Source organism: Microbulbifer okhotskensis, from assembly GCF_023895975.1.
Classification (GTDB): domain Bacteria; phylum Pseudomonadota; class Gammaproteobacteria; order Pseudomonadales; family Cellvibrionaceae; genus Microbulbifer; species Microbulbifer okhotskensis.
In genome coordinates, this window is record NZ_JALBWM010000017.1 from 1 (window position 1) to 13,772 (window position 13,772).

At 50.3% G+C, this 13,772-nt stretch carries 16 protein-coding genes; 4 read left to right on the forward strand and 12 right to left on the reverse strand.

The window, feature by feature from the left end; all coding sequences use genetic code 11:
• The 9 genes from MO867_RS23935 to MO867_RS06075 form a co-directional block, all read right to left on the reverse strand.
• The coding region (locus MO867_RS23935) for a transposase family protein (RefSeq protein ID WP_373565872.1) at positions 1–124 on the reverse strand (124 nt) is incomplete at its 3' end.
• A 105-nt stretch (positions 125–229) separates the two neighbouring features.
• Complete coding sequence (locus MO867_RS06040) at positions 230–469, reverse strand: DUF1059 domain-containing protein (RefSeq protein ID WP_252465347.1); 240 nt, start codon at positions 467–469, stop codon at positions 230–232.
• 315 nt (positions 470–784) lie between these two features.
• On the reverse strand, positions 785–1,507 hold the full coding sequence (ung, locus tag MO867_RS06045) for a uracil-DNA glycosylase (protein WP_252465348.1): 723 nt from the start codon (positions 1,505–1,507) through the stop codon (positions 785–787).
• A 2-nt stretch (positions 1,508–1,509) separates the two neighbouring features.
• Positions 1,510–2,100: a uracil-DNA glycosylase family protein gene (locus MO867_RS06050; RefSeq protein ID WP_252465349.1), complete on the reverse strand. Its 591-nt coding sequence runs from the start codon at positions 2,098–2,100 to the stop codon at positions 1,510–1,512.
• Positions 2,101–3,063, reverse strand: a complete 963-nt coding sequence (locus MO867_RS06055) for an SdiA-regulated/phytase-like domain-containing protein (protein WP_252465350.1) — start codon at positions 3,061–3,063, stop codon at positions 2,101–2,103.
• The gene (locus MO867_RS06060; protein ID WP_252465351.1) at positions 3,032–3,247 is read right to left on the reverse strand and encodes a hypothetical protein; all 216 of its coding nucleotides are present in this window, start codon (positions 3,245–3,247) and stop codon (positions 3,032–3,034) included. The genes MO867_RS06055 and MO867_RS06060 overlap by 32 nt, the downstream gene beginning before the upstream one ends.
• Before the next feature lie 275 nt (positions 3,248–3,522).
• Positions 3,523–4,464 (reverse strand): esterase-like activity of phytase family protein, encoded by a 942-nt coding sequence (locus tag MO867_RS06065; RefSeq protein WP_252465352.1) that lies wholly within the window; start codon positions 4,462–4,464, stop codon positions 3,523–3,525.
• Between the two features lie 15 nt (positions 4,465–4,479).
• Positions 4,480–4,962 (reverse strand): YajQ family cyclic di-GMP-binding protein, encoded by a 483-nt coding sequence (locus MO867_RS06070; protein ID WP_252465353.1) that lies wholly within the window; start codon positions 4,960–4,962, stop codon positions 4,480–4,482.
• Between the two features lie 14 nt (positions 4,963–4,976).
• Positions 4,977–5,513: a YaeQ family protein gene (locus MO867_RS06075; protein ID WP_252465354.1), complete on the reverse strand. Its 537-nt coding sequence runs from the start codon at positions 5,511–5,513 to the stop codon at positions 4,977–4,979.
• 86 nt (positions 5,514–5,599) lie between these two features.
• Here MO867_RS06075 and MO867_RS06080 point away from each other — a divergent pair, with 86 nt between their 5' ends.
• The 4 genes from MO867_RS06080 to MO867_RS06095 all read left to right on the forward strand — a co-directional run bounded on the left by MO867_RS06080 (position 5,600) and on the right by MO867_RS06095 (position 9,570).
• Positions 5,600–6,214 carry a LemA family protein gene (locus MO867_RS06080; protein ID WP_252465355.1) on the forward strand — a complete coding sequence of 205 codons (615 nt, stop codon included), beginning with the start codon at positions 5,600–5,602 and terminating at the stop codon, positions 6,212–6,214.
• Between the two features lie 21 nt (positions 6,215–6,235).
• Positions 6,236–6,982 carry a TPM domain-containing protein gene (locus tag MO867_RS06085; protein WP_252465356.1) on the forward strand — a complete coding sequence of 249 codons (747 nt, stop codon included), beginning with the start codon at positions 6,236–6,238 and terminating at the stop codon, positions 6,980–6,982.
• A complete protein-coding gene (locus MO867_RS06090) occupies positions 6,982–7,593 on the forward strand; it encodes a TPM domain-containing protein (protein ID WP_252465357.1) in 612 nt (203 codons plus the stop codon). The genes MO867_RS06085 and MO867_RS06090 overlap by 1 nt, the downstream gene beginning before the upstream one ends.
• Positions 7,594–8,010: 417 nt before the next feature.
• Complete coding sequence (locus MO867_RS06095; protein WP_252465358.1) at positions 8,011–9,570, forward strand: hypothetical protein; 1,560 nt, start codon at positions 8,011–8,013, stop codon at positions 9,568–9,570.
• Positions 9,571–9,971: 401 nt separating this feature from the next.
• On the opposite strand, the gene MO867_RS06100 is transcribed toward MO867_RS06095, so the two are convergent.
• From MO867_RS06100 to prfB, 3 genes are all read right to left on the reverse strand, one after another.
• Positions 9,972–10,850 carry an outer membrane protein gene (locus MO867_RS06100; protein ID WP_252465359.1) on the reverse strand — a complete coding sequence of 293 codons (879 nt, stop codon included), beginning with the start codon at positions 10,848–10,850 and terminating at the stop codon, positions 9,972–9,974.
• Between the two features lie 156 nt (positions 10,851–11,006).
• A complete protein-coding gene (gene lysS, locus MO867_RS06105; RefSeq protein ID WP_252465360.1) occupies positions 11,007–12,491 on the reverse strand; it encodes a lysine--tRNA ligase in 1,485 nt (494 codons plus the stop codon).
• 84 nt (positions 12,492–12,575) lie between these two features.
• Positions 12,576–13,671, reverse strand: a protein-coding gene (prfB, locus tag MO867_RS06110; protein WP_252465361.1) for a peptide chain release factor 2 whose coding sequence is annotated in 2 segments (ribosomal slippage) — positions 12,576–13,598 and positions 13,600–13,671 — 1,095 coding nt in all. Because the reading frame shifts where the segments join, the coding sequence is not laid out codon by codon here.
• Positions 13,672–13,772 lie beyond the last annotated feature (101 nt).

Here is a 13,772-nt window from a genome sequence, read left to right on the forward strand (position 1 = left end):
CCGCACCACAAATGACACCGCAAAACATGATAAGTAAAATATCGGGCAGGGCGTGCAACTTGCGCCGATCAACTCGAGGATCGTCCATGTCGTCAAAGTGATGTAAAAGGCTAACGCTATCCATTTTGTCTAAAAAACACTCTATGCTTCAAAAAAGATGGCTAGTCTAGGTCTATTTTGTTCGTTTTTACGCCGATTCATATGGGACAGCCCTGGTACTGAAACCCAACTAATTACCGTCCGGAAAAGCCTCAAACTCAGCTTTTTTGGATTTAAACCAAAGCTGCATCGCCTCAGGGTCTTTCATTAGGCTTTGCATTTTTTTCATCGCTTGAACGTGTTGGGCATCATTCTTTTGGTACATTTCTATTCCATGCTTCTTGCTAAGTTCTGCGATTTCCTCGAAATTACTTGCGCGAAATTCCAAATCACAAGCTCCTCCCAACTGCTTACAGGTCATCATTTTCATGATATCTCACACTCTTTTCAAATTGATAAATATAGGCCAGCTTGCCCACCCACCACCATCTCAAAACCCAAAACACAGATTGTTTTAATTTCTCCGCTAGCTTCTAACAATTCAAACTAAAAAGAAATACAAAGATGTCACAATGGCGCAGAATGATCTGCGTATTCATTGGGTAGATTTAACGTGCCGTTAAACAGGGGCACGATTGCCTCTTGAGAAAGTAACTGGCGGGCATACGGAAGTATAATTTCGCTTTCCTCCTCCTCAGTATAGAAATAAGCCCAGGGGAGAAGCTTACCCCTAGACCTGAATTCTTTAAACCTCCACCGCAACCCTCTGCAACTGACCTGCTTCTGGTAGGGCCCACTCTATTGGCTTTTCTCCGCGCTGCTGTAGCCAGTGATTGGCTTGGGAGAAAGGACGGGTGCCGAAGAACCCACGGTGGGCAGATAGAGGCGACGGGTGTGGGGCGCGCAATACCCGGTGCTTGTTACGGTCAATAAAACCACCCTTCTTCTGTGCGTAACTGCCCCAGAGGACAAATACTAGCCCCTCCCGCTGTTCCGCCAATTTGTGGATGGCCGTATCGGTAAATTGTTCCCAGCCTCGCTTCTGGTGCGCACCGGCCTTGCTATCTTCTACCGTGAGAGTCGCATTGAGCAACAGTACGCCCTGCTCAGCCCATGGCTGCAAACAACCGTGGTGAGCAGGGGGGATACCCATATCGGTATGCAATTCTTTATAAATATTTTGCAGGGACGGCGGAACGCGTACACCAGGCATGACGGAAAAACACAGTCCATGAGCCTGACCCATGCCATGGTATGGGTCCTGTCCTAGGATAACGACTTTTACTTGGTCAAACGGTGTGGAATTAAAAGCATTAAAAATCTGTCCGCTGGGTGGATATATCTTCTTACCCGCAACCTTCTCTCCCTTTAAAAACTGACGTAACTGCGCCATATAGGGCTGGTCAAATTCCTCAGCCAAGACATCGTACCAGGTTGGATGAATCTTAATTTTGTCCGGAACCGGCATTATTAAACCTTCAGTATCTTTTTAACGTGTTGTTGCAATTCGGGCACCATCTCTTGCTCAAACCAGGGCCTGCGGCGCAGCCATAAGGTATTGCGCGGACTGGGATGCGGTAGGGGAAAGTACCCGGCTGGCATAACGTCGCGGTAGTGGCGTACGTTCTCAGTAATGCTGCCATACCAGTGTGGTAGGTAGTGGCGCTGGGCGTATTGTCCCACCAACAGCGTCAGTTGCAAATTGGGAAGTTGCGCCAACAGGCGCTGGTGCCAAGTGGCGGCACACTCCGGGCGTGGCGGCAGGTCGCCCCCCTTGCCTCGACCGGGATAGCAAAAGCCCATGGGGATAATGGCAATCTGGGATTCGTCGTAGAAAGTGCCCCTATCAATCGAAAGCCAATTGCGCAGTCGATCCCCTGAGGGGTCATCCCAGGGAATCCCGGTGGCATGGACTTTGGTACCCGGTGCCTGGCCGATTATCAATAGGCGTGCCGACTCCGCAGCAGCTAAGACTGGGTTGGGACCTAGAGGGAGCTGCTCCTCGCAGAGACGACATGCGCGTATCTCTTCCAGTAACGCCGGTAACTTCTCAATTACCACCTACCGGGCCCCCTCAGGAAAAGCCAGTTGCAGCAGAAGCGCACGGCGGTCCTGAGGGTCTTGGATGCGACTGATATTGTCATTGTCGAACACGATGAAAATACCCTTCTCGCCGACAACCAAGCCGTCGCCCTTGCCCCCAGTCCGGGCTACCTCATACCCAAGCTCAGACGAATTCTCATGTTCCCTATAATCCAAGCACCACTCCGCTTTCAGACTAGGTAGAGCCCTTCGGCACACCGCGTAGGCATTGGGTTCCAGGGTGAACAAGGCTCCATCATAATAATCGAGGCCCGATAGGTTTTCCGGCTCCCCACGAAAGTCCAGCTCTGAAACTGAAGGGGGGGTAAATATCTGTATCTCCCCCTTAGGGCCGAGCTTTATCAGACCTCGGGGCTCACGCTCCAGAGCCACCCAAAAACTATCACCAACTTTTGCCAATCCGACGCCAGAGAGATTGTACCCCTGCAGGTAGCCCTGAGCCTTCGCAATGGGTGACCACATAACGTCCAACCAACGGCCTCGGCCTTGCATATCCACTTCAGCAATGCGGTTGTAGCGTTCACTCAAGATGTAGATAGCATTATCTCCACAGCTTATAGCTTCAAAATCCATTGCTGCTGCCGGCCGGGTTAAATCCAGGAGAAACTGCCAAAAATTCGTAGGCCTGCCCTTCTTTGGGACCGCTAGCCCCAAAATTTTCACATAAGTCTCTAGCTCAGCACGCCGCCCCTCCAACACAATCTTATAAATCTCTTTTGAGTCTTTATCGGAAACCGTCAGCAGGTTACCAGCGCAGAAACTCAACCCAGAGATACTCAATCCCGCACTGGCAGCCACCCAGTAATGCGTGACTTTTTTTGCAGGAATAATTTCAGCCGCCCCCCCTATGGATGACAGTAGTGCACCGGCAACACCCAAGAAAAAACGCTTAATCACGGCCAATCCAATTAATCGCGGCATTATTTATCCGTTGAAACCCTGAAGCTTCCATCCGGTTCTCGTGTCTCGATTCGACTGCCCAAGCAATCGCAGCACGATAAGTAAATACGGGTAAACGCATTGCCCTTTGCGTGTCAGACTGCAATATGAGATACACCAAAGCGCGCTGGAGCAAAGCATAGTCGCCTTGATCACTATCGGCCATTTTGGCCCCACCGCTAAAAAACATGACGTCCAGCGTTACTGCGGTTGAAACCTCAAGTTACTTATAGCCGTGGGAGCAATTGGAGGTAAGAGGTTTGACGCAGGAACCCACCAGGCCGGTCCACTTAAGTGTTACCGGCAAAGGACCCCCACTATCAGTCAGGTACTGACATACTTGTTCTGTGGTGCGAGTATCGCTATTCAGGTTAGCAGGCTACAGGTGGTACTGGATTGACGCCGGACTACAATTAGCGATCAATTTTTCTTAGGAAATCATCAGTTGAGCTTGTCGGTGTCCGCCGGCATAGCCAAGTGCAGCAACAGTGCGCGCCTGTCTTCTGGAGACTGGTCACGACCGACATTATTGTTGTCGAGCACCACAAATATCCCTGCATCACTGACTGCCAGGCCCTCGCCTTTGCCATAGCGGGTCTCCTGATAAACATACTCAGGGGACTCTTCTATGGCGCGGTATGTAAGGCACCATTCCGCCTCGAGGCTCGGCAGAGTACGGCGACACACAGCAGAGGCATTGCGTTCGAGAGTAAACAGGGCGCCATCGTGGTAGTCCAGCCCTGCCACGTCTTTAGAATCGCGACGGAAATCCAGCCCTCCCACTAGAGGAACCGGGAACACCTCTGCTTCGCCGGCTGCACTCAACCTCAGCAAACCGCGAGGCTCTCGCTCCATAGCCACCCAAAACTCATCGCCGGCCGCTACAAGCCCTTCGCTTGAGGCGTTCGGCTTTTGCAAGTAGCCCTGCAACTTGGCAGCGGGGGACCACAAATACTGGTGCCACTCCGCTTTACCACCCTGACCAATGCGAATAATGCGGTTGTAATGTTCACTGACTACATAGATCGAGCCGCCTGCACAGGTGATACCTTCAAAGTCGAGAGCATCATCGGGCCTAAACCATTCGACAATGGCTAACCACCAGCTATCGGGGTTCTGCTCTGGGGCACCCAGATCAGCCAGTTGCAGATATGGCACCAATTCAGCCTTATCAGAATCCAGTTTGAGCAGGTAAATTTCTTCAGAATTTTTGTCCGATACCGCCAGCAACTGATTGTTACAAAAACTCAGCCCGGAGATATCCAGCCCCTCACTGTGATCCACCCAATAACTCGCCATCAACTTAGCAGGCGCGAGCTCAACAGCCAACGCCACTGGGGACAACAGTAAGGCGGCAAAACAAAAAAGAAAAATCTTATTCAACTGGAAATACAACTCTTAATCGCGGAAATTATTGAACTGCAATGGCTGCTCCAGCGCCTTTGCCCTGAGCAAGGCGATTACCTGTTGCAAGTCATCGCGCTTCTTGCCGGTAACCCGCACTTGCTCGCCCTGAATAGCGGCCTGCACCTTGAGCTTTTCATCTTTGATCAGCTTAACAATCTTTTTTGACAGTTCTTTGTCAAGACCGTTTTTCAGGGTGATTGTCGTTTTCACCTGCTTGCCAGATTGCTCCGCCTCCCCCACATCCATAGCGAGCGGATCGATATCACACTTAACCAGTGCACTGCGCAGCATATCTACCATCTGGTCGACCTGAATATCCGCCTCTGCGCGCACGATCAGGGAGAAATCGCTCATCTCTACTTCCGCATCGACACCTTTGAAGTCAAAGCGATTGGTTACGGTACGGTTCACCTGATCCACGGCATTGGTGAGTTGGTGTTTATCCACTTCAGATACAATATCAAACGAAGGCATTAATTTATCTGCTCCTATTTCCAGATTTCCGGAGTAATCTCCGTGTTGTGGTCGCCGTCGGCCAACCAGATATGACCATCCTGAATAGTGACACTCAGGTCCATATTCCGCTCGGCCATGGCCGCCAGCTGCTCGGTGGCATCGGCGGCTAAATAATAGACGGTAAGATTATCAAAACGCTTTAACTGACTCTCTTGTTTCTGCCACCAGATTGGCGCAGCACGCCGTCCATAACTGTATACTCGCACTCGCTCCGATCGATTACAGGCTTTGCGAATGCGCTCCTCGGTGGGCAGCCCCACTTCGATCCAAAGGTCTATCTCACCGCTGAGGCTCTTCTGCCAGAGATCTGCTTCTTCATCAGAAGACAGCCCCCGAGTGAACTCCAGTGTATCGGATGCATTGTGCGCAAATGCCAAAAGGCGCACCATCATGCGCTCATCCGTTTCCGAAGGATGCCGCGCCAGAGTAAGTGTGTGCTCGACATAGTAATCCCGATCCATATCGGAAATCTGCAATTTGGCTTTAAAGATTGTTGCTTTTAGGGCCATTTTGGCTCCATGGTGATGCCTTCTCCAGCGCTAGGAGTCAGGCGGACTATTCTTGATGGGTTCGCGTGAGAATAAGGATATTCCGCATGACCTCTGCGCCCCTCTTGGGCCGGCCCCTCCGGCAGAGCGCCCTGTTACTGGTACTGGTATTCACCCTTAGCGGCTGTGGTGTCAATAATATCCCAGCCTATGATGAGCAGGTAAATGCCACCTGGGCCCAGGTACAAAACCAATACCAGCGCCGCGCCGACCTAGTTCCCAATTTGGTGCAAACCGTGAAAGCTTACACCTCCCACGAGCGCGAAACTCTGGAGGCTGTCACCGAGGCCAGGGCCAAAGTCAACTCTATGCAAGTTGATGGCAACCTTCTCAACGATCCAGCCAAGCTCAAGCAGTTCGCAGCGGCGCAGGGTCAACTGTCCAGTGCCCTGTCTCGACTGATGCTGGTAGTGGAACGCTATCCCGACTTAAAAGCAAACCAGAACTTCCTTACATTACAGTCGCAGCTGGAGGGTACCGAAAACCGCATCAGTGTCGCGCGCCGGGATTATATCCAGGCTGTGCAACGCTACAACCGGGAAATCCGAACTTTTCCCGGCAAGATATGGCACTCACTGCTCTATCGAGATATGCCGCTGCGAGACACCTTTGAAGCCACCAGCGAAGATGCCGACAAAGCACCCGAGGTTAACTTCCAATAGACAGGCGCTGACGACAATAAAATGAACCGCTCCAGTCTTGCCATGCTCTCTCTGATCGCCCTGCTCTGTACCTGGGGGGGTTCAGCTGAAGTACAGTTTCCTCCACTGTCCGGCCCAGTGGTGGATCAAGCAAAATTACTAAAAGCCGACGAACGTTATCAGCTCACCGAATTGATCCAGAAGTACGAACGGGACAGTGGCCACCAGTTAGTTGTGGCAACACTAGCCGAGCTGCAGGGTATCACTATTGAGGAGTATGCCAACCAACTGGCCCGTCAATGGAAGTTGGGGAAAAAAGACAAGGATAATGGGGTACTTTTTGTTATCGCGCCCAATGAAAAAAAAATCCGTATCGAAGTGGGATATGGCTTGGAAGGCGCCCTCACCGACGCCCTCGCAGCCAATATCATACAAACCAAAGTACTGCCGGAATTCCGTAATGGAAATTTTTCCGGAGGAATTAATGCCGGCGTGAACTCAATCATCGCTGCCACTAAAAAAGAATATGTCGCAGAACCCGTAGAAACCAAACAAGAGCAGCGCATCTCACTTTTGATTGGCATAGCGCTGCTGTTATTCATGCTTCACCTATTTGGCAGCGCCGTACTAGGATCACCGGTGAATGGTCGTATCTACAAGCGTGGTCGCTATGGTGGCTATTACGGAGGCGGTGGTTTTGGCGGCGGTATCTCTAGAGGGGGGGCAGGAGGAGGATTTAGCGGTGGCGGGGGTGGTTTTGGCGGAGGAGGCGCATCGGGAGGATGGTAATGCTCACCAATACTTATCAACGCCAAGTAGCCGAGGCTATCAAAGAGGTGGAATCCCACACCGATGCGGAAGTCATCGCAGTAGTCGCTCGCGAGGCGGATAACTATCTGTATATATCCACTCTCTGGGCGGCATTCATAACCCTGCTATTATCTCCATTAATTGATTTTTTACCTTTTTGGCTGAATCTACAACAGGTAATTACTTTGCAGTGGGTTCTATTTATTGCGCTAGCTGTTATCTTCCGCTGGCGGCCAATCACCATGCATTTAGTTCCGAAAAAAATAAAATTCTGGCGTGCTTCGAATCTTGCTAGACGACATTTTCTCGAACAAGACTTGCATAGCACTAAAGATCGGCTTGGCCTGCTGATATTCGTGTCAGAGTCCGAACACTATGTGGAAATATTGGCAGATCGCGGCATCTCCAAACTCATTACCAATGATAATTGGCAGAGAGTTATAGAGAGCTTCGTGCGAGAAATTAAACGAGGGAAATCCGGCGAAGCACTACTCTCCTGCATTGAGCAATGTGGCGATTTACTCCAACAGGCCATCCCCACCAGCACCATTAAGGATGAGCTTTCAAATCATTTAATTATCATTAATTAATGAGTCACTGAGTCAGGCGGGATCTGTTAAACATTCAACTTATCATTCGGATTGGGCAATGGATGTATTTATTCGGACCCGACATTTAAAAATACTACCCAGGTGGTTCAGAATGATGACTTTCTCGGTACAAGGCTCAGAAACCCATTAAACTGTAAATTATTACTTAAATACAAAACATACACCCTACTTATGGCCGATAGATCCGCGCCTCCACCACTAAACTGCAAAATCTTAATCAGCTCAACTCTGGTTTTACTACTTACCCTAGCCTCATCAATAAGCAACTCTGACGCTATCAGTTTAAGTGGCGCTGAAACAGCAGCCAATATTGCAGAAATTAAAATACAGAAAAATACCCTCCATATAAAATTCGAAATATCTGCAACTGATGCACATTTATTCTGGCCTGAAATCGTGCAGACAACAGACATTTACCTGCTGGCAAGTTCAGCCAACAAACAGCAGATCAGTGGGTTTCAGGTTTATTCCGCCAAACACCGCATTAAGCCCAGTAATGTGTCGATTCGAATAGCGCAGAGAAAACCCAGAATATCCCCTTTTGCCGGGCAAACCGACCCTCGTACGGGAATGAAAATCCCCAGCTTCCCTGCTGATAAAAAGATTCTTTTAACACAGCTCCAGTACCCTATTGGAAAAACAAAAGAAATAAAAATTAAGCCACTTATGGGAAAAGATGGTTTTGCATCCGCCAAGATTGGCTTTATCAGTTACCATGGGCAAACGCCAGTAAGTGAATTCCACTACCTGTCCCAACCAGAGACAATAATGATTGACTGGAAAGACCCCTGGAATACACACTTTAAAAACCCCAAAATCAGCCCCTACAATCGTCATCCCTTAATGTCCTTCCTATACGTAGAGCCACGTCAGATACGCCACGAAGTATTAATGCGAACAAAGGATCTAATGGAATGGACCAATCACCCTTTCGATGCCTGGCAACCGTTAACGCCGGAGCGTAAAAAGTTTCTACATCACACGGTCCGCAGCTACTTACTTAACAGGAATCCAACCACCATAGATCAAGCCCGCTCACTACCAAACAGTGTAGAAACACTCTTTCTCAAGACCAACGGTTCCGGGTATTCACAAATATCTGAGGATGAAGCTATTGAAATGGGCTCAGTGATGATTGGATACCGAGAGAAATTTTCAATCAAAGAACTCCCACAAAGTGTTACAGTAGACTGGAATATTTTTACCGACAGCATAAACTCAGTACCCACTTTGATCCAAGACCCCGCCGGCCCCTTCCCGACCCATGTTATTCCCGCCTTCCCGGATATCCAATGGCATAATTACCTATACGATTATCGACCACCAAACAGTGATCCACTCGTGATAGAAACTCCCAGCTTGGCAATACCCATGGCTATCTTATTTTCGTTTCTAATTATTACGATAATCGTACTGACGCTTTCCACAAAGCACTCACAGCTAAGTCGCAAAACTTCGACCATCATTTATACCACAATAATCATTTCAGCCAGTGGATTGTACTTTAACCTTCCTGAAGAGTATCGGATAAACCTTCCGGGAACCGCGAAAAAAAGTGATCTGGGCCAAGTGACTGAGCAATTGTTGTTGAAAATTGCTGCTGCATTTAAAGAGCCTTTGCCAGTGGACCTGGAGTTAAAATTAAAGAATCTAATTTTCATGGATGGATTCGACAACACCTATTCCAACTTGACACAAATCTACCAACCTAAAACCACTACCGGAAGCTTGGGCTCGGTCAGCGCAATCACTAATCTCAGAGTGGAATACTCCAGTCAAATCAACCTGAATGGAAATAAAGGTTTTCGCTTGATCACAAGCTGGCAAGCCGTAATAGAGGATCAAAGCTGGGGACACTTCGAGCAAAGGCCGCAAAAGACCCGTGCCCATATTGAAATTATCCAATCTGACAACCACTGGAAAATAGCCAGATTTACGCCCTTATCTGTGAGATAAGAAAATGAAAAGAAACTTAAAAATTATAGAAAACAGCCCCTTTTTACTGGCAGACTCCCTCAACCCGCCCCATATGCCAAGAGCTCCCAGGTTCAAAGTAACTTGGTGCACTATGTAGACTTTCAGAAAATGGAGCTAGACGCATATCGGCTGCGTAATATTACAGAAGATGCCACCTTTCCATGAAAGAATATCGTAGAATATCCAGAGTTCACCTTCTGGATATTCTGCCAAAACCAGCATCTATGCGAGCGTTTTTCAACCGCCTGTTAGATCTTCTTACCTTTAGAAATAACGGTCACGATGGCCGAAATCTCGAAACCATTTCGGTCACCTATATGAAACATCTTTAGTGGGGATCGAAGCTAAGGGCTGCAACCATTAAGGAAAATCTATTCCAGCTACCACCGCCAAGTCACGGCAATATAAGGCCCGTGCTGGGTTATATCATAAGCAAAGCGTCCATCAGAAAGTCGATCGGAATAGTCAATACTGTAATACAGATAACCAAAGCGTAGTGAGGTGGTATCCCAGACACGCCAGTCAAATCCGGCCAACAGATTCCATTGTAAATCGTTACCGCCAGCGCCGAAGCCACCCACTTCGCTGCGCGCAGCGAAGGTTAAGCAATCATTAATTTCAATGGCACCGCGCGCTGCCAGGGTGGGTTCCCACCAGCTCTGCTCACCTCCGAGGCGATTTCTGATTTCCGAGCCTAGGCCAACGTTAATTCCGGCTCTCGCTTTTACTTCTTGCTTTAACCGATTCCAGCGCAGCCCTGCTCCGGCGTCGAAGAAATAACGGCGACCACTCTTCTCCAGGCTTCCTTCAAAAATCCGGTAACCTGCCAGGGCATTAATCCAGCCCTGCCGAGTATCCACTTCCACACCAATATCTATATCGATATCCAATTGTGGGTTTCTCGGCGGTTTAACGATGGCGCCTTTATCGAGCCTGAGATGCACATAGTAGAAATCTGCCACCAGACCAAAGCGCCCTTTCCAGGCTTCCAGGCGCGCAGAGAAAGCAACATTGAGTAATTCCAGGGTCTTACTCAGGTTCAGGTCCACATCCACGGCGGTACCGGCAACGGTCGAGGTTCCCTGGGTGCGAAGAGGAAGAAAAAGATAAGGGGTGACCAGGAAGCGCCAGTCGTCGGGCGGGCTGATAGCTGGAGGGGCTTCTGTCGCCTGTGCACTGAGATTGCAGGAAGAGAAAACTAAGAGCGCCAACGCAGTAATTAGCACTCTACTTTTTCTTTGCAGCTGCCCTCTTCTCATATCCGTATACACCGAGTGGCTGAAAGCTCTAAAGAGCATTATCCAATAAGGATAGATAGGCCTGGGCAATGTTTCAGTGAGTAAAGGATGGAGGGGGAGAGATTTGAAAAGGAGGTTGTTGCCGGGCAGGTAATACTACCCGGCAACACAAGACAATTAGTCGTTCGCTTCAGGGCGCATATGCGGAAACAGCAGCACGTCGCGAATAGATGGGGAGTTGGTAAACAGCATTACCAAGCGGTCGATACCGATACCTTCACCGGCGGTGGGCGGCAGGCCGTATTCCAGCGCGCGGATATAGTCGGCGTCGTAGTGCATGGCTTCGTCATCACCAGCATCTTTTTCAGCGACCTGGGCCTTAAAGCGCTCAGCTTGGTCTTCGGCGTCATTCAGCTCGGAGAAACCGTTGGCAATCTCGCGGCCGCCGACAAAGAATTCAAAACGGTCGGTAACAAACGGATTATTATCGTTGCGGCGCGCCAGCGGAGAGACTTCGGTCGGGTACTCGGTGATAAAGGTCGGCTGGTCGAGGCGGTGCTCTACCGTCTTCTCGAAGATCTCGATCTGTACCTTGCCCAGACCCCAGCTGTCTTTCAGCGGTATACCCAACTTTTCTGCAACGGCACGGGCGGATTCGATCGTGTCGATATCACCCGCAGTCAGTTCCGGGTTGTACTGCAGAATGGAATCGAACACCGACAGGCGAATAAATGGCTGGGAAAAGTCGTAACTGCTGTCCTGGTATGCCACGGCGGTAGAGCCCAGTACGTCCTCACAGATACCGCGCAGCATCTTCTCTGTGAGATCCATCAGGTCGTTGTAATCCGCGTACGCCTGGTAGAACTCAAGCATGGTGAACTCGGGGTTGTGACGAGTGGACAGGCCTTCATTACGGAAATTACGGTTAATTTCGTAAACCCGCTCAAAACCACCCACGACCAGGCGTTTCAGGTACAGCTCGGGGGCGATACGCAGATACATATCGATATCCAGCGCGTTGTGGTGCGTCACGAACGGGCGCGCGCTGGCACCGCCGGGGATAACCTGCAGCATGGGCGTTTCCACTTCCATAAACTGCTGGCCATTCAGGAAATCGCGGATGTACTCGATAACTTTGGAGCGAATACGGAACACTTCGCGCGCTTCCGGCGTGGCGATCAGGTCCACGTAGCGCTGGCGGTAGCGCAGTTCTTGGTCGGCAATGCCGTGGAATTTTTCCGGCAGCGGGCGCAGCGCTTTGGTGAGCAGGGAATACTCTTCACAATTGACGTAGAGGTCACCCTTGCCAGACTTGTGTAAGGTGCCTTTAACGCCGACGATATCGCCGATATCCCAGGCACCGAAGCGTTCTTTAATATCTTTCTGTACTGCCTTATCGGCGTAAAGCTGGATGCGGTCAGACACATCCTGGATCACCATAAAGGGGCCGCGTTTCGCCAGGATACGCCCCGCTACACACGCCCGTTTTCCCAGCTCCTCCAGCTCCTCTTTCTGTTTATCGCCGAACTCAGCTTGCAGGTCGGCAGCGAGGTTTTCGCGGCGAAAACTGTTGGGGAAAGCATTGCCCTTCTCGCGCAGAGCAGAAAGCTTGGTGCGGCGCTCAGCGATCAGTTTGTTTTCGTCTTGCTGGATATCAGTCATGGTGATCTATCAGTTTTGTGATTGATATTGCCCCCCATCCCGTTAACGGAAGACGGAGGGCGCGGTGGGAGTGGAGACTTTAAATCAGAGACCGGCTTTGAGGCTGGCTTCGATAAACTGGTCTAGGTCTCCATCCAGTACTGCCTGGCAGTTGCTGGTCTGGACATTGGTGCGCAGGTCCTTGATACGCTGGTCGTCCAACACGTAGGAGCGGATTTGGCTGCCCCAGCCGATATCGGCCTTGCTATCTTCCATGGCCTGCTTCTCTGCGTTGCGTTTAAGCATTTCCTGCTCGTACATTTTTGCGCGCAACATTTTCCAGGCCTTATCGCGGTTTTGGTGTTGGGAGCGCTCACTCTGGCACTGCACCACAATATTGGTTTCCAAGTGGGTCAAGCGTACTGCAGAGTCGGTTTTATTGACGTGCTGGCCGCCGGCGCCGGAGGCGCGGTAGGTATCTTCGCGTACCTGGGATTTATCGATATCAATTTCAATATTGTCATCGATTTCCGGCGAGACAAATACCGAGCTGAAGGAGGTGTGACGGCGATTACCGGAATCAAACGGCGATTTGCGTACCAGCCGATGCACACCTGTCTCTGTGCGCAACCAGCCAAAGGCGTAATCTCCGGAAAAATGCACTGTGGCACTCTTAATACCGGCGACCTCACCCGCAGAGACCTCTTCTAAGGTGGTTTTAAAGCCGCGAGATTCACCCCAGCGCAGGTACATGCGCAATATCATTTCCGCCCAGTCCTGGGCCTCGGTGCCACCGGAGCCCGCTTGGATATCCAAGTAAGCATTGTTTTCATCGGTCTCGCCGGAGAACATGCGGCGGAACTCCAGAACTCCCAATTGCTGCTGGAGCCCCTCTATCTCTGTGGAGACTTCTTCAACGGAGTCCTCATCATTTTCCTCTACCGCCATCTCCAGCAGCTCGCGACAATCAGAGATGCCGGCATCGAGGTTTTCAATGGTGGTGACAACAGTTTCCAGCGAAGAGCGCTCGCGCCCCAATTCCTGTGCACGACTGGGGTCATCCCAGACGCTCGGCTCCGCCAGTTCCAGCTCGACTTCAGTCAGTCGTTCTTTCTTGCTGGCATAGTCAAAGGTACCCCCTAAGAACGTCGGTGCGCTCTTCGAGGTCTTTCAGTTGATTGAGAAGGGGGTTAATTTCCATGAATTCTCGGTGTCCGGACAAAATAAAAATCGGCGCGTATTCTACCGCAGCGCGCGGGGGTCCTTCCAGTCAGATAGGGGCCGATATAGCGGTAAATTCTG